The 21713-nt window shown below is 63.2% G+C and carries 6 protein-coding genes; 3 read left to right on the forward strand and 3 right to left on the reverse strand.

Annotation, left to right across the window (positions count from 1 at the left end):
• Positions 1-90 precede the first annotated feature (90 nt).
• The gene (locus tag HF854_RS00765) at positions 91-1455 is read right to left on the reverse strand and encodes a 4Fe-4S dicluster domain-containing protein (RefSeq protein WP_240937620.1); all 1365 of its coding nucleotides are present in this window, start codon (positions 1453-1455) and stop codon (positions 91-93) included.
• A gap of 336 nt (positions 1456-1791) precedes the next feature.
• On the opposite strand from HF854_RS00765, the gene HF854_RS00770 reads away from it, so the two are divergent.
• The 3 genes from HF854_RS00770 (at position 1792) to HF854_RS00780 (ending at position 5784) form a co-directional block, all read left to right on the forward strand.
• Positions 1792-2808 carry an ADP-ribosylglycohydrolase family protein gene (locus tag HF854_RS00770; protein ID WP_168934576.1) on the forward strand — a complete coding sequence of 339 codons (1017 nt, stop codon included), beginning with the start codon at positions 1792-1794 and terminating at the stop codon, positions 2806-2808.
• Positions 2809-2933: 125 nt separating this feature from the next.
• A complete protein-coding gene (locus tag HF854_RS00775) occupies positions 2934-3989 on the forward strand; it encodes an alcohol dehydrogenase (RefSeq protein WP_168934577.1) in 1056 nt (351 codons plus the stop codon).
• Positions 3990-4329: 340 nt separating this feature from the next.
• Positions 4330-5784, forward strand: a complete 1455-nt coding sequence (locus HF854_RS00780; protein WP_168934578.1) for a sodium:solute symporter family protein — start codon at positions 4330-4332, stop codon at positions 5782-5784.
• Between the two features lie 376 nt (positions 5785-6160).
• Here HF854_RS00780 and HF854_RS00785 read toward each other — a convergent pair whose 3' ends face one another.
• Entirely contained in the window at positions 6161-7297 is a 1137-nt protein-coding gene (locus HF854_RS00785) for a glycosyltransferase family protein (protein WP_168934579.1), read from the reverse strand.
• Positions 7298-7363: 66 nt separating this feature from the next.
• The gene (locus HF854_RS00790) at positions 7364-21286 is read right to left on the reverse strand and encodes a VCBS domain-containing protein (protein WP_168934580.1); all 13923 of its coding nucleotides are present in this window, start codon (positions 21284-21286) and stop codon (positions 7364-7366) included.
• Positions 21287-21713 lie beyond the last annotated feature (427 nt).

Genomic DNA, 21713 nt, shown 5'->3' on the forward strand with positions numbered 1-21713 from the left:
GGGAGGACGGCCACAGCGGTCGTCCTCCTTTTTTTCTGCGCGTGGAACGGCCACAGGGAACGTCACGGGAGCTGCCGGGCCCTCAGGGCATCAGACACGTCCCATGAAGAGAAAGAGCGTATGCAGGACGCTCAGCGAACAGAGCAGTGCCTGCTCCACCCACGCCCCGCCCTGTCCGCAGCAACGGATCTCCAGGGCCCTATGACGGCAGACGGACATGCAGTCCCGGCACAGGGTGCAGCGCCAGTCCGGGCCGGCGACCCTGCCGTCCCCGTCCAGGCGCAGGGCGCCGTATCGACAGACCCGCGCACAGGCCCCGCATCCCGTGCAGTGCCCGTTCCGGCGCAGACGCCACGGGGAGAGATGCGCCAGCAGGTTGGCCGTCATCCCCAGTGGGCAGATGCCGCAACAATACACCGGGATGCCCAGCTTCCGGCTCAGCCAGAGGGCACAGGGCAACAGGGCCAGCCCCAGCGCCAGCGCAAGGACCAGGGCCCAGGGCCACGGCAGCCCGGCAAGGCGCAGCCCCAAAGGCAGGAGCAGGCTCACGGCCAGCAGGCCCCAGCGCATCTTGCGCCAGAACGCGGGCACGCCCCGGCCGCTACGGGGCCCGGCATCCGCCGCCCGGGCATCCCAGACGCCCAGATAGCACAAATGGCTGCACCAGGCACTGCCCGCCAGCAGCAGCGAGACCGCGAACAGGCCGGGCATGAAGAGCGAGCCCCCGCCCCGGTACAGCGGACCGGACAGGATGAGTCCCGGCACGGGCAGGTGCGGCACGCCCTGCAAAAGGAACAGGCTGTGCAGGAAAAGCCCCGCCAGCAGCTGCCCGAAAAACACGCAGGAAAACAGCAGCCAGATGCGCCGCCGCCATACGGGGGCCCGACGCCTGTCCGCAAGCCAGCCATAGACGAGGCCCGCCCACAAACCGGCCAGCAGGGCCTGCACCGCTCCCCAGCCCGGTACGAGCCGGTGCAGCAGCAAAAGATCAGGCCGCAGCCCGTCCAGCAGCAACAGCAGGGCCGAGACCAGCAGACAGGCGAGCGCCTGGGCACGGGGACCGGAGACCTCGTCCCTGCGGCAGGCGCGACTGCGCCGGGCTGCGGCCGCCAGCAGGGTAAGCGCGGCCACCGCACCCAGTATGCAGACCATCCTCAGCCAGTCCTGGCCCAGTTGCAGACGCCAGCGGGCCAGGGCCAGCGTTGTCATGCCCCACTCCGCGGCCAGCCCCAGCAAAAAGACCGCGGCACTGCGCCGCAGCCAGGCCACCGGCCGCCAGAGCAGCCCGGCCCAGACCAGACAAACACAAGCAAGGCCATGCTGCCCGCTGCGAAAAAAATGGGCTGCCCCCAGCACAAAGGCCAGCGAGGCCCCCGCCAGAGCCGTGCGGCCTTTCCATCTCCCCGGCTGGGGACACGCCCGGGGCGTGGCCTCCATCTGCATGCTGCCGTCCATCCTGCCCTCCTGCCTGTTTGGCCGCCTTCCACGAGGACGGCCTGCCTGTTGTCCCCCGCTGTCACGTCCCCAATGGCCGCATCAGCGTGAGCAGGCCAATCTTGCCACAGCGCCCGCCTCCGGGCTGTGCCCGCAGCCACACGAACGCGTACGATCTGCTTTTCAGAAAAAATATGTGGGTGACGGGATGATGACAAAATCCCTCGCACAGCTGCGGGCGGCATGCTCCATTCCGCAAAATGGAACGGTGGTCTGGTATCTCCATTCGAAATGGGGAAGGACATGCTCTCCCGCAGGCCTTTCCCCACCATCTGTGAGCTGAAAAAAGGAGGTTCCATGCCCAGCCATACCGATCCCCTGTTCGACCGTGCCGCCGGTTGTCTCATGGGCCAGATCGCCGGGGATTCCCTGGGCGGTCTGGTGGAGTTCTGTTCCCCGGCCACCATCCGCGAACGCTATCCCGACGGCCCCCGCCTGCTGGAAGACGGCGGCACCTGGAACATCCTGGCCGGGCAACCCACGGACGACTCGGAAATGGCCCTCATGCTGGCTCGTCTGCTGGCCGAAGCCGTGGAATATGATGCCGAAGAAGCCCGCCGCCGTTATCTTTTCTGGCTGGAGAGCGGCCCCTTCGACATGGGCCGGACCATCGCCCTGGGCCTGCGCGGGCATCCCGACCCGGACAGCCAGGCCAACGGCGCTCTCATGCGTGTGAGCCCGCTGGGCATCTTCGGCGCCACCCGCCACTGGCACGACGTGGCACGCTGGGCGCAGCAGGATGCGGCCCTGACCCATGCCCACCCGGTCTGCCAGCAGGCCAATGCCCTGTATGCCTGCCTCATCGCGCAGGCCATCCGCAGCGGCGATTCTCCCCAGGACCTGTACGCCTGGCTGCTCAGGCTTGCCCGGCGGCAGCGGCTTGAGCCCTGCCTGTACGAGATCCTGGAGCTGGCGCCGCACGAAGCGCCTGCGGATTATGTACACAAAATGGGCTGGGCCCGCATCGCCCTGCACAATGCCCTGTGGCAGCTGCTGCACGCGCCCACGCTGGAGGAAGGCGTGGTGGATACCGTGCGGCGCGGCGGTGATACGGACACCAACGCCGCCATCTGCGGGGCCCTGCTGGGGGCCGTGTACGGTCTGGAGGCCATCCCGGCGCAATGGCGACAAGCCATCCTTGCCTGCCGCCCGCAGGCCGGACGACCGGGCGTGCACCACCCCCGCCCTGACTGCTTCTGGCCCGTCGATGTGCCGGACCTTGTCCCCCGCCTGCTGGAAGACCGCCGCGATTTCCGCTGGGAACGCTTCTGCTCCACGGAAGACGACCTGCCCACGCTCATCCGCAAGTCCTGATGCCGCGGGACGGCCCGTCCCATGAAGCCCGGCCGGACAGGCCGGGCGGGAACGCTTTACACACTGCCCAAAGCCCGCCATAGTGGACGGATATGACGGCTGCATGTCCGCACAAGGAGGGGCTTATGGCTGAAACCATGCATGCACTGGTCTATCACGGTACCAACGACCTGCGGCTGGAGGAACGTCCCCTGCCGCAGATACAGGATCCGCGCGACGCCATCGTCAAAGTGGAACTTTCCAGCATCTGCGCCAGTGACCTGCATATCCGCAACGGCGCGGTACCGCGTGCCCTGCCCGGCACGGTGCTGGGGCACGAATTCGTGGGCGAAGTGGTGGCAACGGGCAGCGAGGTGCGCAAAGTGCGCCCCGGCCAGCGTGTGGCCGCCAATGTGGAAACGTTTTGCGGTACCTGCTGGTTCTGCCGCCAGGGCTACGTCAACAACTGCCGTCACGGCGGCTGGGAGCTGGGCTGCCGCATCGACGGCTGCCAGACCGAGTATGTGCGCGTGCCTTTTGCGGACAACGGCCTCGACCCCATCCCCGATTCCCTGTCCTATCAGGACGTGCTGCTGGTGGGCGACGTGCTGGCCAGCGGTTACTTTGGTACGGAACTGGCCGCTATCCGCCCCGGCGACAGCGTGGCCGTGCTGGGGGCCGGACCTGTGGGCCTGTGCGCCATGCAGTGCGCACGCCTGTTCGGCCCCGCGCAGGTCATCGCCGTGGATATCCTGCCCAGCCGCCTGCAGCTGGCGCAGGAACGCGGTTATGCCGATTTGACCATCGACGCCGCCGCGGATGACGTGGAAGCGCGCATCCTCGACGCCACCGGCGGTCTGGGCGCCGATGCGGTCATCGAATGCGCGGGCGGGCACGATACCTTCCAGACCGCCTGGAAAGTGGCCCGCCCCAATGCCACCGTGGCTGTGGTGGCCATGTATGAAGAAGCGCAGAACCTGCCCCTGCACCTGATGTACGGCAAGAACCTGACCTTCCGTACCGGCGGTGTGGACGCCACCCACAGCGCGGAGCTGATCCGCCTTATCGAGCGCGGCCGCATCGACACCAACCCGCTCATCACCCACAGCCTGCCCCTGAACAAGATCCTGGAGGGCTACCGTATCTTCGAACAGCGACAGGACGACTGCATCAAGTGCGCCATCACGCCCTGGAAGCGCTGATCGCATCCGACTTCCGTACCCAAGGGCCCTGCGGGGCCCTTTTTTATGGACCCCGGCTGCTTAGCTCCCCTTTCCGCCTTCCGGTCCGGGGCCGGAGAGTATCGCCTTTCCGCCGAAAAACGGAAAATGGACTTGCCTCGGGACAGCACTTCTGTCTACACTGTCTATATTCGGGAGGCGGCTCCCTGCCGTTCCCGTCAGACCGTAACCGGAGTTGCGTATGGAACTGTTTTCCGTTCTGGGGCTGGCGGACGCCCCGGTGCTGCTGGCGGTGCTTTCGCTGCTGGCCGCGCTGGTGCTTTCCCTCTTCAGCCTGATCCGTCAGGGAAGGGGGCGCTAGATGCTGGCCGATGTCCTCATCTGGGGCGGCTACATCGCCCTGTTCATCTGGCTGTCCCGCAAGGGCAGCGGGCATGATGTCATGGTTTCGGGCCGCGTGGGTTTCGGCATCCAGGCCTTTGCCTATGTGGCTACCTATATCTCCGCCGTGGCCCTGGTGGGCTTTGGCGGTCTGGCCTATGCCTACGGCATGCAGATGCTGCTGGTGGCCGCCGGTAACGTCTGGCTGGGGACCTGGATCGTCTATCGTTATCTGGCCTGGCCCACCCGCCTGTGCCAACGCAACCTGCAGGCCCGCACCCCGGTGCAGCTGCTGGCCAACGGCCACCGCAGCCCCCTGCTGGGCCGCTGTCTGGCCCTGATCTTCGCCGTGTTCCTGGGCGTCTATGCCTCGGCCGTCATCAAGGGGGCGGCCCTGCTCCTGGCCCAGATCATGCCCGTGCCCGTCTGGCTGCTGGTCTGGATCGTGGCCCTGCTGGTGGCGGCGGCCATCTATATGGGCGGCCTGCGCGGCGTGCTCTATACCGAAGCCATGCAGGGCTTCGTCATGCTGGTGGGCATCTGTATGCTCACCGTGGCCGTGTTCGACAAGGTGGGCGGCCCGGTGGAAGGCATGGCCCGGCTGGCGGAACTGGCGCCCACCGCCACGGCCAATACCGGCTTCGTCTCGCTGGCCGACGGCGGACAGGGCTGGTTCATCATCTCGCTGGTCATCGTCACGTCCGTGGCGGTCTGGGCGCAGCCCCAGATGATCCAGCGCCATTTTGCCCTCAACTCCGCCCGGCAGGTCAACCGCATCACGCCGCTGGCCATGCTGGTGCTGACCGTGCTGGTGGGCGGCGCCTACTATGTGGCCAGCCTGGCCCGCCTGTTCATGCCCGAAGTGGCCTCGCCCGATGACGTCATGCCCGCCCTGGTCAAGATGCTGCTGCCCGACATCGGCCTGCAGCTCTTCGTGCTGGCCATCGTCTCGGCTTCCCTGTCCACGGCCACGGCCATCTTCCACATCGCCGTGGCGGCCATCGCCGAAGACCTGCCGGGCCGCAAGACCTCGCGCGGCATGTGGTTCGCGGGCATCGTCTTCTGTGTGCTGCTCAGCGGCGGCTGTGCCCAGATCAAGGGACAGATCATCGCCATGCTCTGCACCACCAGCTGGAGCATCGTCGGCTCCACGGTACTGGTGGCCTATGTGGCCCTGGTGCGCTTCGGCAAGCGCAGCAGCCTGGCCGCCTGGTGCAGCTGCGCTGCGGGCTTCGTGAGCTGCATGCTCTGGTACCTCATGACGCACCCGCAGTTCGCCATCCTGCCCATGCCCTGGCCTTCGCTGGCCGCGCTGCCGCCCTTCTTCGTGGGCTTTGCCTTCTCGCTGGCCGGCTGGGGGCTCGGTTGGGCCCTGGACGGCGAAGGCCGCCGGAATTCCTCGTTCTGGCCCGCGGGCATGAAGCCCGGGATGTAGCTTTTTGAAACACGGGGGAGGGCCCACGGCGTCCGCTGAAGCGGGCCTTTGGCAAGAAGTCGCCGGAACGGATATGACGGGGGCGGGCAAGCCTCCTGCCGGACAGGCACCAGCAAGAATCTTTTCCGGGATCGCCTCCCAAAAGGCATGGGGTACGGACAGCCCCTTAAAAAAACGCCCATAAAAGGCAGGCCCTCCGCATGATGGCCTGCCCCTGAAAACACAAAAAAGACCGGTGGCCCGCAGCATGGGCGCCGGTCTTTTTATATCTGTCACGATCCGTGATGATCGTCTCTGCGGTCGTCGTATCCCTTCCGGGAGAGCGGGCAAAAAAATGACTGTCTCCTGCCGGCCGTCAGCCTTGCGCGTCGCCGCCTCAGGCCGTCGTACCGCCCTGCTTTTTTCGCAGCCACGCGGCCCGTGCCTGATGCAGCAAGGCCAGCTGCCCGGGGATGACATCCTGCCGCCGGAAATGCCGCTCCACGGTCCGGCGGGCGGCAAGGGACAACTCCGCCAGCTGGTGCGGTTGCGCCAGTATGCCCGCCAGTGTGGGGACCAGATCCGCCGCCCCGCACCAGAGGCCTCCCCCGCCCTCCTGCAACAGGGGCCAGTGCGGCGCATCGCCCGCCAGTACCGGCACCACGCCGCAGCTCATGGCTTCCAGCAGCACCGGCGCGGAAAGGCACGCTGCCGCCGGGGCCGTGATGACGGCCGCCGTGCGGAGCAGATCCCGATAGGCCTGCAGGGAGAGGCGCTCCGGGATCTCGATCCCGGTCGGCAGGGAAAGGCCAAGCTCCGCCAGTGATTCCCGCCCTGTCGCGCTTTCACACAGCAGCACCAGACGACAACCCGGGCACTGGGCCAGCAGGACTTCCGCCAGGCGCAGCATCTGCCAGACATCCGCCGCATCCCGGGCAGCGCACAGAATCCGGGTCCCGGCTTGCGGGCCGGATGCCCCGTTTGGAGTGAGGGGAGAAAAATAGTCCGTATCTACAGGATACGGCAAGCTCACGACGCCCCGCTGTTCCTGATCGCGGTTTTCCGCTTCTGCCGTCAGCCTGATGACCAGATTGCTCTGCTGCATCTGGCGGCATTGCAGCAAGTGGCGGACAAGCCCTTTACCGTCCCCGGCAAGCCCGTCGGACGGCAAGCTTTCCGCAAAGCAGGCCACAAAGGCATCAGGAAAGGCATCCCTGAGGAACAGCCCCTGCTCCAGTGCGGAAGAAAGCAGCACCATATCCGGCACAAAACCGCTTTGCCGCAGCAGACGGAAGGCCTGCAGGGCCTGTCGTCCCATCTCCACGGCCCTGTCCAGAGACGTGCCCGCCCCGTCCCCCGCAAGACGCCGGGAGCGGGAGGGGGAAAGGACCACATGCCGCACCCCGGGCACACTGAAATCCCGTCTGCCCCGGCAGGAGGCAAAAAGGATCTCATGCCCCGGCTGCGCGGCAAAAGCTGCCAGCAACGGGCCCAGATCCCCCGGGAAGGTGTGGTTGACGAACAGGATGCGCATGGAAGCTCCCGCGGATGCTGCCAAAAGGCGGGACGGCCTTCAGACCGCCCCGCCGTGTATGCAAGGTTAACCGTTGCTGTGTTCCAGGGTAAAGACCTGCTGCTGTACGGCCTCGCTGGCCGGATCGCCGGTCTCCACCGGTGTCAGACTGGTTTCCAGCGTCAGGCCGCCATCGGCTTCGGCCCCGCCGTTGAAATCATAGCTGCCATCATCCTGCTTCGTCCAGCGGTCATCCAGCTGGAGTGTCTCTTCTCCGGCCTCGTTGACCCCCAGCGTGATGCCGTACCTGTCGGCCAGATCATTGATGCTGGTCAGGCTCAGGGCATCCTCGCCCTTCAGCAGCACCTCGATGCCGCTGACGAGAGGCTTGTCGCTGCTGGTATTGCTCAGCAGCCCGTCCAGCGTCAGGCTCGTATCGTCAGAGACCATGAAGTCGATGCCGCTGCCGCCGCTGACCAGATAATCCTGCTGGTCGTAGACGATGATGTCGTTTCCGGCACCGCCGAAGATGGCATCACTGCCCTCGCCGCCGCGCAGGTAGTCGTTCCCGTCCGTGCCGAAAAGGCCTTCCACACCTTCGGGCAGGAGCAGCCCACCGTCCCCGGCATCCTCTCCGCTGAAGGCGGGAGGCGTCGCAGCCGTAGCAGGATCGGCATCCTCTGCCGGGAGCATATCCTCGGTCGTTTCGAACCGCAGCATCTCCACGGACTCCGGCATTTCATCCGCGTTTTCCAGCCCGGCGAACAGCAGGGGCTCCGCAAGCAGGTCATCGGCAAGCGGCGTCTCCGATACCGGCACATCCGCATCCGGCAGATCCGTCATTTCCTCCTGCAGCACGGTCTCGTCCTGCGGCAGCGGGACCTCTTCCGCCACAAGAGCTTCGGGGCCGTTCTCCTGTGCCGGGACAGTGTCCTGAAGGAATGTCTCCGGATCGGCCGATTCCGGCGTGATGCCGGCAACGAAGGAGGCCGCCGCCGTCAAAAGACCGGCTTCTTCCGCAGCCAGGCGCTGGCGTTGGCCATAGGCCTTCAGGCTTGCCTGATCCCCGTCATCCGGCACGATGACGGTCTCGCCCTCCGTTGGGCCCTCACCTTCACCGCCCTCCGTCGGGGCCGTGCTGGTGACCGGCAGACTGACCGTCTGTTCCACCTTCCCGTGACCGTCATCCACGAACACGGTGATTTCAACCGTGCTCTCCTTACCGGGGGCCAGGTCATCGGTCCGCTCCGGCAGCACCTCATAGCGCAGCGTACCGTCGGTGTAGGTGTAGCTGACGTCATCGACCGTCACAGGCTCCTCGCCCGCCGCGATAATGACGGGAGTGCCCTCAGCATCCTTGATGTACACGGTCAGGCTGTCGTCGGGATCGCTGTCCGTGATGGCCACGGTGCCGGTGTTGCTCCCACCATCTACAGGCGCACCAATGACAGGAGCCTGATTGGTACTCTCGATGGTGACGCTGCCCTTGACCGTATTGCTGTCTTCCGTATCGTCGTGGATCTTCAGGTCGAAATCCAGCGAGACGGACGAGTCACGATCCAGCGAGTTGCTGTACTCCGTATCAGGCGTGAAGGTATAGGTCAGCGTGTGTTCCGTACCGGCACCGTCTCCCTCGGTATAGGCCAGTTTCAGGGTACCGATCTTCTGGCCGCTCTCGTTGTAGACGTCCAGCGTCGTCGCGCCGTCCGTCAGGCCTTCCACGTTGTCCACCTTCAGGGAGTCGCCTTCCTTGCCGGATTCGCTGGCATACAGCCCCTCAAAGGTCACGCTGTGCGTATCCCGGACGTCCGCATCCGAGAACACCAGAGTACCCGTGTTGCTGCCACTTGACGGTTCTTCCGTGATGGCCGGTGCATCGTTCTCGTTGGTGACGGTGAACTGCAAGTCTCCGGTCGTGTCCTCCCTACCGTTCTTGTCCGACACCGTGATGCCGAAGTCGAGCTTGTTTTCGCCCACGGGCAAGCTGTTCAGGTAATTTTTATCAGGATCGAAGGCGTACGTGAACGTACCGGTTCCGTCTTCTTCCTTGCTGTAGGTCAGGATCAGCTCGCCGACCTTCTGGCCATCCTGATAGACGGTAATGGGCTCTTCCGGCAGGCTGTCCAGATCCACCGTCAGAGGAGTACCGTCCTCATCCACAGACAGCCCCTCAAAGCTCACGCTGTGCGTATCCTTGACGTCGGCGTCCGTGAACACCAGCGTGCCCGTGTTGCCTGCCGCCGGGTCCTGTGACAGATCCTCGTCGATGACAGGCGCGTCGTTATCGTTGGTGACGGTGAACTGCAAATTCCCGTCGGTCGTGTCCGTGTCGCCGCTCTTGTCCGACACCGTGATGGTGAAGTCGATCGTACTGTCACCCACGGGCAGGTTGTTTTCAAAGTTTTCGGTCGAAAGCGTGTAGGTCAGTTCGCCGTCCTCATAGCGCAGGGTCAGCGTGCCGATCTGCAGGCCGTCCTTGTAGACGTCAACAACCTTGTCTTCCGTCAGGCCTTCCACGCTCTCCACCGCCAGGGCATTACCGCCCGCATCCTGCAGCCCGGTGAAGGTCACGCTGTGCTGGGTATCCAGTTCGTCGGCGTCCGAGAACTTCAGTTTGCCACTGTTGTTATTTCCCGCTGCTGACGGATCCGTCGCCTCCATGATGACCGGCGCGTCGTTCTCGTTGGTGACGGTGAACTGCAAGTCCCCGGTCGTGACCGTGCCGCCGTTATTGTCCGACACCGTGATGCCGAAGCTGATGTCCTCCGGTTTACCGACCTCCAAGCCGTTCACGTAGTCCGGGGCAGGCTTGAACTCGTACTTGAGCTGATCCTCTGCGCCTCCACCCTTGCTGTAAGTCAGAGTCAGCTCGCCGATCTTTTCACCTGCCGCGTTAAAGACATCCAGCGTCTTTGTGCCATCCGGCGTATCCTTCAGCGTCTCCAGATCCACCTTCAGAAGACCGCCGCCCTCAGCGCCCGCACCTTCCTCACTGCCATACAGCCCGGTGAAGGTCACGTCGTGGGTATCCGTGGTATCCACGTCCGTGATGGTCACGGTCCCGGCCAGGGCACCGGAAGGCTGCGAGACCGCGATCTCGGGGGCATCATTGCTGCCCTTGATGGTGACGGTGATGGTTTCGGTGATCTTGTTGCCGGTACTGTCGGCAATGGTGATCTTGCCGAAGCTCTCGGTCACGGTCTCACCATCCGCCAGATAGTTCATGTCCTCTGTCAGCTCATACCTGTACTTGCCGGTCTTGGGATCAAGGTACAGGGTACCGTACTTTCCTGTGACCATCTGCCAGACCTGGCCGTCGATGGTCACAGGCTGGGCGCCTTGTGCCGCATAATGCAGAGGATCGTCATGAGTCCCGTCCGGGCCGCGATCCCAGCCGTCGGCCTGAATTTTGCCCTCACTCTCGGAGCCCGGCTCTTCCGCCACATCGATCGCCAGGCTCCCCTCGTCGGTTATCTCCGGCACGCTGTCGCTGCCCTTGATGTGGACCGTGAGTTCCTTTTCGGTGACGCCGCCGTGGCCGTCATCCACCACCACGGTGACCTTGGCATCAACCACATCCGTAGGACGCAGGTTCTTTACCGCGTCGAGAGTATTATTCAGCTTGAAACGGTAGGCACCGGTTTCTTTGTTGATATAGAAGGTGCCGTAGTCGGTCTCGTAGGCATATTCGCCCGTTTCTTCCGAAAGCGTCCCCTCCTTCAGGCCATAGCTCAGCGTATCGTCCTTATCCACATCCGTGGCCGAGGCGTTGCCCGTGACAGGCGCGTCCGTACCTTCCTTGATGGTCAGCACCGGCTTGTCCAGCGACAGCACAGGAGCGTCGTTGGTACCGTTGATGGTGACGGTAATGGTCTTTGCCACTTCCGCACCATCCTGGTCCTTGACGAAGATGGTGAAGGTCTCCGTTAACGGCTCCTCATCGTCTCCTCCTCCCAGCTGCTGTACCTCCTTCAACTGGTTGTTGAGCTGATAGCTGTAGGTACCGTCCGCATTGATGAAGAGGGTACCGTACTGTCCGGCAGCCATATTGCTAGCGTTGCTGCTTGCTGCGCCCCCACCGGCAGCCACGGAATAACTCAGATTGCCTTCATTTACGCGGTCGTCCGAAACGCCGAGCTTGTCCCCGACCGTGATGGCGGTATCTTCCGTGGCCTCAAGCGTGAGCTCACCGCCACTGATCACAGGGGCTTCGTTGGTACCCGTGATGGTGATGTGGAGATTTTCCTTCGTGCTGCTGTTGGGAGCATCACTGCCGTCGTCCACAGTAATGGTCAGGTTAAAGTTCGCATTCTCTCCGGCCAGCAGCTTTTCAGCTTCGGCATTGGGCTTGAAGGAGTAGCTGCCGTCCTTGTTCAGCATGAACTCGCCCCAGTCGGTACCATCCTTGATGAGCGTATAGGTGCCGGGGGCACCCTGTGCCTGACCACCCGTGGGAGTCAGGGTGATGCCTGATCCCTCCACGGCCGAGACCGCATAGAAAAGGGTCTGCCCGCTGCCTTCCCCGGCTTCCTGGCTGCCCACATCGCCGGCATCGGGGTCCGTGGTCGTGACCCTGCCGGTCACGATCCCGCCCGTATCTTCGATGCTCAGATGCCCGACCGACTCGATGACCGGCTGGTCATTGATGCCTGTGATGGTCACATGGATGGGGACCGGGTTCGTGCCCACCGAAACATAGAAGGTCTTCTCGATGCTATCGCCTTTGTCCAGGCTCTGGACGATATCGCTGCTGTTGTTGAGCACGAAACGGTAGCCCCACTGGCCATCGTCGCCCTTTTCCAGGATCAGCGAGCCGTATTCGGTCTGGACCACATGGGTCATGTCGCCGTCCACGATGCCGGACTGCCCCTTGTTGTCCACCAGCCAGATGTCATCGGCATCGACCTTCACGGGCTTGCCATCGCTATCCTTCAGCTCCGTGAAGCCACTTGCCACGGACGGCGGCAGGATGACCTCGTGGCTGCCACCGTCTTCTGTGACATCCGTCGAATCTCCCGGTTTCTGGAGCTGGAGCTCTATCGAGCCGGGGCCCGTGCCGCCTTCCACCTTAGTCACATCAAAGACGATCTCCTTCGTGCCGGTCGCGCCATACGGGTCCGTCACCGTGATGGTGAAGGATTCGTTGCCCTGCTTCCCGATCGGAAGCTTTTTGTATTCCTCACTGAACGGGTCCACCACATAGGTGTACTCGCCGGTCTCGGCATCGATGGTCAGGTAGCCGAATTTTCCCTTGATGGTCTGCAGACCGTCCTGGGCCGCAGTAGCCGAATCAGCATCATCCACGCTGTAGCGCAGATCCCCCTCGACATCGTCCACGTCATGACCGACGGCCGTGCCCTTCACAGGGTTCCAGTCCTTGACCTCGACAGGATCTTCTTCCGAAACGATCTGCCCGTCAGGCCCCTTCAGCTCCAGCGTCGGCGCATCGTTCATCCCGTTAATGGTGACGGTGATGCCACCTGTGACGCTCTGTCCGCCGGAATTTCCCATGACCGTAAAGTTCTCCTTCACGGACGTATGGGCGCCGTCCTCGTTCAGAGACTGCAGCTCGTTACGGCCTTCTTCGGTCAGCTGATAGGTGTAGGACAGGCTGCCGTCTTCATTGCGTGTGACGGTCAGGGTCCCGTACCCACCCTCGATCTTCCAAGGACCGTCGCCTGTTGTCAGGTCAACAGACTCCCCGCCCGGGGAAACGATGCTCGTGATATGCTGTTCCTCCCCGGCATCAGGGTCCGTGATCGTGACCGGCTGGATGTTGACGGAGATTCCGGTATCCTCCGTGATGGACGCTGCGCTGCCGGAGATACGGGGAACATCATCCTTCCCCGTGATCTCGAAGGTCAGTTCCTTTTCTTCCGAGATGGCATTGTATTCATCAAGCACCACCACGGTGAACGAGGCTTCACCGATATCGCCCGCCCCCAGATGCTGCGCGGCCTTGTTGTTGAAGACAAAGGTGTATTCACCGGTCTTCTCGTTCAGCTTCAGATAGCCGTATTCGCCGCCATCAGGGGATTCGGCGGATTGCGCGCCCACGTAGCGCACGGAGCCATCTTCACCCGTGACCTTGATCAGGTACTTGAGGACGCTTCCCTCGTCTGCCGCACTGCCGTCAGGGCTGTCCACGTCCGTAGCGCCTATCTGGCCCGTGACGGTCTTGATGCCACCGTCCTCCACGATGCCTGTGACTGTGAAACCGTCATCTGAGACTTCCAGCCCTGTCTGCCCCTCATCCAGCGTGACGCCCGTCACTTTCGGGGCATCGTTGCTGCCCTTGACGGCGACCTTCAGCGGCTGGTCTGCCCCCTGAGCATCGCCCTTTCCTGTCCCCTGGGCATGGATGGAGAAATCGTCATACCGGATCTCTCCCTGCTTCAGGGCATTGGTCGCGTCACTGTTGTTGCTCAGCTGGTAGAAATACTGACCGGTCGCCGTGTTGAGGTAGAGCGTGCCGTACTGTCCATGCATGATCTGGATATCAGCATCATCGCCCCAGGGTTCACCCGGGAACTGCTGGCTGATGGCATCCTGGATCTTGGGCCCTAGACTACTAAAGTCAGAGAGTTCGGATTCCTGCCCACTCTCCGTCTTGTTGATGGAGAATTCTACCTTATGCGGCGTACCGTCCGCATCCGTGTCATATTCCTTGGCTTCCAGCTTGCCAGACGCGACAGGACTCCCGTCCTCGGATTGGTTCTCCGTCCCGGGATGCATGTCGGGCACGACGCCAGCTTCCACCACAGAGACCACGGCCGCCGCGTCACCGGTGAAGACCGTGGCCGTGTCCTTGCCGGTGATGGTGACGGTGATATCCTTCACGTCCCAGGCGCCCTTGTCGTCACGCACGGCCACATGGAAGGTCAGCTCTTTTTCCTCTCCTTCCGGCAGGCTGATGACCGCTTCGCTTTCCGCATCCAGATAGAAGGTATACTTGCCGGTGGCGGGATCGATCTTGAGGGTGCCGAACTCATTGCTGAGCGACGTCGTCATGTAGACGCTTTCGGGATCAGCCCCGTTCAGGCTCCCAAAATCAGGATCCGACAGCAGGCCGTAGGTGAGCTTGTGCCCCGCGTCGGTATCTTCGGCGCTGACCTGCCCGGCAACAGAAACCATGCCCTCATCCAGGCCCAGGTCCGAGGCGTCCTTGATCTCCGGCGCATCATTGGTACCGTGGATGGAAAACTTCTGCGAAGCCGACGTCTGCGCCGTGGAGCCATGCTCGTCACGGACATTGAAGTAGACCGTAAAGTCGAACTTCACATCCTCGCCATACGGCGCCAGTGCCGCCCGGGCTTCATCCGTATCCAGCCGGCTCAAGGAATACTTTCCCGTCGCAGGATCGAGCGTCAGTTCGGCTACGGCCACCCCGTTGAGGGAAAGGGTCACCGTAGTTCTGCCATCCCCCACCGTGGCCGTCAGTGCCGGATTGCTTATCCCGCCCACCTTGTCCACGAAATAGGAGAAAGTCGTATCCCCGGCATCGACATCGCTGGCCGTAAGCTGCCCTTCCACGGGCCTGGACTTATAGGGCACATTTTCTTCGGGATTGAGCTCCGTCTTGTCTGGCGTCGCGACCGCGATCCCGTTTTCCTCGCGGCCCACACCGTCAGCATAGACGTCCTCGGGCGCCCGTCCCGTGACCTTGATGGTCGGACGGTCGTTGGTACCGTGGATATTGATGGTGGCCGTATGTTCACCCTCGGAAAGGTTGCCGTTCTGGTCCTTGACCTTGAGCGGGATATTGATGCTCAGATCCATGTCCTGCGGCAGACCGTTCAGCCCCGACGGGGTCGGTACGAAAGTATAGGTCAGGTCGCTATCCGTCCCGTTCTGTTCCAGCCTGAGCGTGCCCAGCATGATGGACTTGCCTTCATTGACTCCGGGGATGATGGCCGTCAGCGTGTAGATGCCATTGGCACCGGCGACGATGCTGTATATGGCGCCCTCCACGGGCATCCCACCATCCGTTACTGTCAGTGAAGCATTGGCAGGCAGGCCGCTGCCGGCAATGACCAGGCTGTGCCTATCATTGGCATCCTGCTTCTCGAAGGAGACCGTCACGGTCTGGGAACCGGTAGGACCGCCTGTGAAATTATCGTCCGGCCTGTGCGCCCCCGACTGGTCACCCCAGACGCCCATTTCGTATACATCCAGCACAGATTCCGTATCGTCCGAGAGCACAGGCTTGTCGTCCGTGCCTTCGATGGTGATGGTGATGGTCTTTTCCGACCAGGCCCCCCTGTCGTCCACGACGCGGACCACAAAGGTCTCGGTCACGCTCTCGCCCTTGCCCAGTGCCGTGACGTCATCATCGCCCTTGTGGAGCTCATAGGTATAGTTCCCGTACTGGTCCAGGGTCAGGGTCCCGTACTCCGTGGTGGCAACGTACCCGCCGTCACCACTCCGGGAGACCTCCACAGGGCCGGTCCTCGGATCATGGCCGCTGGAGTCCTTCCACACCGAGGAGGAGGTCAGCGCCGGATCATAGCCCGTACCCTGCAAGGAGAACTGCAATCCGTGGTTGTCTCCGTCCGTGGTTTCCTGCCCCGCGCCGTTTTCCCGGTCGTCATCCGAGGCCTGCACACGGCCGGAGAGCCTGACCACGGCATCGGCCGCACTATCGGCCGTGCCGTAGGCATGCAGGCGGTCGTCCGCCACCGCTATTTCCTTGCCGGAGGCATCGAAGAACTTTTTGCCGTCAAGGACGTCCAGCGTCGGCCGGTCATTGGTGCCGGTCACCGTGACCGTCACTTCCTTGCTGGCCCAGGCGCCATGCTCGTCCCTGACGAAGATGGTGAAGGTCTCCGTCAGCGTCTCGCCTTCATTGAGGTAGTCGAGCCTGTCGTACTGCGTCCCGTCACCGGCCGTAAAATCGCTGCTCTCGTCCAGCGTGTAGGAATAGCTGCCGTCCGCTCCGATGGTCAGGCTGCCGTACTGCCCCCGGACGGAGACATCGCCGCCGTCAGTGGTGAAGTCGACGCCATCAGGGGATTCGGCCTTGCCGGCCTCCACACCGTAGACGAGTTCCGCGCCGTGGTCGGCATCCTTGCCCGTGGCCTTGTCGCTGTCCGTGAGCGCACCGTCATACCTGCCGATCTCGTCAGCAGCCGTCCCGTCCTTGCTGGGCGCGTCAACGAGCTCGTCATCCGGCCCATCGACCACGGCACCGTCATCATGACGGCCCACGCCGCTTTCCGTGACGTGCAGCGCGCCGCCATCAGAACCGTCACCCAGCTCCAGACGGGGCTTGTCGTTGGTCCCGTGGATGGTGATGGTGATGTCGGTGGAAACTTCCTTGCCGAAGGTATCCTTGACCGTGACGGTAAAGGTCTCGGTCAGCACCTCGCCCTGGGCCAGCTTGTTGACGGCATTGCCGTCCGCATCAAAAGCGCCGGACTTGAGCTTATAGGTATAGGTACCGTCTGCATGGAAGGTCAGCGTACCGTAGCCGGATTCATAGACGGTATCGCCGTTCGGCGAAGTGGAGACCAGCTTGGGCGCCTCCGGCTGGGTCACGGCAGGCGTACCGCCCGTTTTCAGCTGGGCATCCGCGGCATCCACACGGAAGGAGAGATTCCCCTGGTCGCCAAGGTCAATGTCCGTGGCATCGACCCGGCCAGAAAGGCTCTCTGTCTGGTGATGGCCGGGGATGACATTGCCCTGCCCGTCGACGACATCCCCCGCCTCTGTCGGCGTATTGCCGTCACTGCCGTCATGGTAGACGCCTTCTTCCTTGAAGACGAGATCATCCTTGTCCGTGATGACAGGGAACGCGCTCGAGCCTTCCACCTTGATGACGATCTCCCTGGTGTCGTAAGCACCATGCTCATCCACCACGGTGATCTCAAAGGTCTCGAAATGGGGGTGCTCGGGATCGAGCTGCTGGACGAGCTCGCTCCCGCTGTTGACCACATAGGTCCAGCTGCCGTCAGGATTGACGGTCAGAGTACCGTAGTCGGTCGTGAAAATGGCCTGGGTGCCGCCTTCAGAGCCGATATGCCCCGGCTGCGGCTCATGCCCTGCGGCAGGAGAGGTCGCATGCTCCACGTCTCCATCCGTATGAGTACCGCCGGCAATAAGAATGGTCTGGTCACTGCCCGCATCGGCATCGACGTCCCGGATATCGAACGATCCGGAAAGCTGGGGCCAGCTCGTGGCGTCATCGGCATCAGCGGGGTCGCTCTCTATGGTCTCGAGCACCGCACCGTCCATGAGGATCTGTCCGTTGCCATCCCGGATCTCCAACGACGGCTTGTCATTGCTGCCCGTAATGGTGATGGTCACGGTCTCCAGATTCCAGGCGCCGTGCTCATCCTTCACATAGATGGTGAAGGTATCCGTGATGGTGGCCCCTTCCGGCAGGGCATTGATGGAGGAGATGTCGAAGGTCTCGCCGTCAAGGCTGGCCGTCCCCTGCACGGCTTCGCTCTCGCCCTTCAGGGTATAGGTCCAGGTGCCGTCGCTGTTCAGGACCAGATGGCCGAAGCTCCCTTCCACGGGAGCGCTGCTCTCCACGTCATCGTCCGTGGCATCCTTGCCCAGAAAGATGCCCGCGTCAGGGCTCTGCGCCCCTTCCCAGCCGCCGTCCTGGCTCTTGTCACCGGCCACGGCGCCGAACCACAGCTTGTGCCCGGCATCCACGTCCGCGCCGGTGACTTTGCCTTCCAGATGCTGCTCGTTCCTGCCGGGATCATAATGGGAGCCGTTGTACTCCCTGTTCTCCTCTTCGGTACCGGGGGCATCCACGACCGTGTCGCTGTCTATGCGGCCCACGCCGCTCTCGGTCAGCTTCAGCTCGGAATCCGCATCCAGCGTGACCTCAGGCTGGTCATTGGTGCCGGTGATGGTGAACGAGACCTCCTGCTGCTGCCAGGCGCCCTTGTCGTCCTGTACGAAGATGGTGAAGCTTTCCGAGACCGTGGCGCCTTCCGGCAGGTTGTCCAGCGTCGGCTGGCCGTCGAAGTCCCAGTCCAGGCCCTGCTTGAGCTCTTCCAGACTGGCGTAGGTCTTCCCGTTCACCGTGACGGGGAAGGTCAGCGGCGTGCCGTCGCTGTTCCCGTTCAGCGTGTAGGTATAGGAGGCCGTGCCGTTGGCCGTTTCCGTCACGACCAGCTGACCGTAATGGCCCTGGGCCGTGACGCTGGTCTGGCTGCCCGTGGTCAGCCCCAGTCCTTCAGGCGTCGTCACGCCGCTACCGTCCGCCACGGCAAAATGCAGGATGTCGCCATGATCCACGTCCGCGGCGTCGATGCTGCCCGTGACCGAAGCGGTCCTTTCGGCAGCATTGTCGTAGGGGCTGTTCTCTTCAGGCTGCCCGGGCTTGTCGACGGGGCTGTGATCGGACGTCGTCGTATCCCGGCCCACACCGGACTCATACAAAAGGCCCTCCGGGGCGCCCACGGTCAGCGACGGCTTGTCATTGCTGCCGGTGATGGTGATGGTCACGGTCTCCAGGTTCCAGGCACCGTGCTCGTCCTTCACATAGATGGTGAAGGTATCCGTGATGGTGGCGCCTTCCGGCAGGGCATCGATGGAATCGATGTCGAAGGTCTCGCCGTCTAGGCTGGCCGTCCCCTGCACAGCTTCGCCTTCGCCCTTCAGGGTATAGATCCAGCTGCCGTCGTTGTTCAGGACCAAATGGCCGAAGTCCCCCTCCACGGGAGCGCTGCTCTCCACGTCACCGTCCGTGGCATCCTTGCCCAGAAAGATGCCCGCGTCAGGGCTCTGCGCCCCTTCCCAGCCGCCGTCCTGGCTCTTGTCACCGGCCACGACGCCGAACCACAGCTTGTGCCCGGCATCCACGTCCGCGCCGGTGACTTTGCCTTCCAGATGCTGCTCGTTCCTGCCGGGATCATAATGGGAGCCGTTGTACTCCCTGTTCTCCTCTTCGGTACCGGGGGCATCCACGACCGTGTCGCTGTCTATGCGGCCCACGCCGCTCTCGGTCAGCTTCAGCTCGGAATCCGCATCCAGCGTGACCTCAGGCTGGTCATTGGTGCCGGTGATGGTGAACGAGACCTCCTGCTGCTGCCAGGTGCCCTTGTCGTCCTGTACGAAGATGGTGAAGCTTTCCGAGACCGTGGCGCCTTCCGGCAGGTTGTCCAGCGTCGGCTGGCCGTCGAAGTCCCAGTCCAGGCCCTGCTTGAGCTCTTCCAGACTGGCGTAGGTCTTCCCGTTCACCGTGACGGGGAAGGTCAGCGGCGTGCCGTCGCTGTTCCCGTTCAGCGTGTAGGTATAGGAGGCCGTGCCGTTGGCCGTTTCCGTCACGACCAGCTGACCGTAATGGCCCTGGGCCGTGACGCTGGTCTGGCTGCCCGTGGTCAGCCCCAGTCCTTCAGGCGTCGTCACGCCGCTACCGTCCGCCACGGCAAAATGCAGGATGTCGCCATGATCCACGTCCGCAGCGTTGATGCTGCCCGTGACCGAAGCGGTCCTTTCGGCAGCATTGTCGTAGGGGCTGTTCTCTTCAGGCTGCCCGGGCTTGTCGACGGGGCTGTGATCGGACGTCGTCGTATCCCGGCCCACACCGGACTCATACAAAAGGCCCTCCGGGGCGCCCACGGTCAGCGACGGCTTGTCATTGCTGCCGGTGATGGTGATGGTCACGGTCTCCAGGTTCCAGGCACCGTGCTCGTCCTTCACATAGATGGTGAAGGTATCCGTGATGGTGGCGCCTTCCGGCAGGGCATCGATGGAATCGATGTCGAAGGTCTCGCCGTCTAGGCTGGCCGTCCCCTGCACGGCTTCTCCCTCGCCCTTCAGGGTATAGGTCCAGGTACCGTCGCTGTTCAGCTGCAGATGGCCGAAGCTCCCTTCCACGGGCTTGCTGCTCTCCACGTCGCCATCCGTGGCATCCTTGCCCAGAAAGATGTCTGCGTCAGGGCTCTGCGCCCCTTCCCAGCTGCCGTCCTGGCTCTTGTCACCGGCCACGGCACCGAACCACAGCTTGTGCCCGGCGTCCACGTCCGCGCCGGTCACCTTGCCTTCCAGCTGCTGCGTGCCCTTGTCATCAGCGTGCGAGCCGTCGTAGGCCTGGTTCTCTTCCTCCGTACCCGGAGCAGTCACCACCAGACCGTCATCGGTACGCCCCACGCCGCCCTCGATGAGCCCCAGCTCGGAATCCGCATCCAGCGTGACCTCAGGCTGGTCGTTGGTCCCCTTGATGGTCACGGAGAACGAGGCCTCGGCCTTGTCGCCCTGCCCGTCCTCCACACGCACGGTGAAGTCCTGCCGCACGGTCTCGCCCAGGGCTAGGCTGTCGGCATCGGGGTCATCGTTGTTCAGGGTATAGGTGATGACACCGGTGCCGGCATTGATGGTGATGACGCCATACTCGGTGACGATGCGGTTGCTGCCGTCGGCAAAGCTGTAGGACAGCCGCCCACCGTCAGGATCGCTGGCCATCACCTGCCCCACGACGACAGGCACACCGGGGGTGAAGAGATTGCCCTGGATCTCCTGGCTCCCGTCGGTCTCCACACCGGATTCCACCAGGGTCATGTCGTTACCGTCCACAGCGATGATGCCGCTGATCTCGGGATCGAGGTTCTGGTGCGTCCAGCCGCCGACCTTGTCATCGGCCCACTCCACGCCATCGTCAAAACCGATGTCCAGGCGTCCCAGATGATCGATGCCGTCCAGCAGGTCGCTGCCGCCGTATTCGTTATAGCGGCCGCCGCGCGAGGCGCTGCTGCTGGCGGCAGGACCGGCGGCGGGCATCAGGTCTTCGCCAAGGGCCGCGAAGAAATCCTGCCCGCTGATCTCCACACCATCCACCTGGAAGGAGGGCATCTCTTCCTTGGAGTACGTGGTGTAGAAGCCCTGCAACTGGATGGAAGACCCATCTTCAAAGCTCAGGACAAGATCGTCGCCATTGCGGGTCAGCGTCGCCGCATCCGCAGGAAAATCGAAGATGAAGCGCCCGTCAGGAGCGCTGGGGACGGTCTGTGTGGTACCAGCAGCAGGCTTGGCAAGACGGATATCAGCCATGAGGGACCCCCGGATAAAAAATCGTGTGATCTGTCAAAAAAATATGAAAACGTCAAAAGCCCCGTACCGAAAGGGCTCGGAACAGGGCTCGGCTTTGCAAGGCACGCTCGGGGAGCGTCCGGCGTCAGACAGGGGGAAGGCATAAAAAAATCCTGCCACGCCAGATGATTGCACATACGTTGCCCCGGTAAGGAACACGGTGACGCAAATCCCTGGAATCAGGCAGGAACGCTGCGGCCATCCATCAATGACGGCCAGATGAAATAAATACTATTTTTCCGATAAAGATGTCAATATCCGCCGCCTGACGGCACGGATCGTCCGCAGGGCTGTCGGCTCCCGCCCCTCCGCCGGTGCATGGCATGAAAAAGGAGACCTCCCGGCCCCGAGGGCAGGAAGGTCTCCCCGTATCACAGCGTTATGCCGT

Source organism: Desulfovibrio piger (assembly GCF_012843875.1).
Classification (GTDB): domain Bacteria; phylum Desulfobacterota; class Desulfovibrionia; order Desulfovibrionales; family Desulfovibrionaceae; genus Desulfovibrio.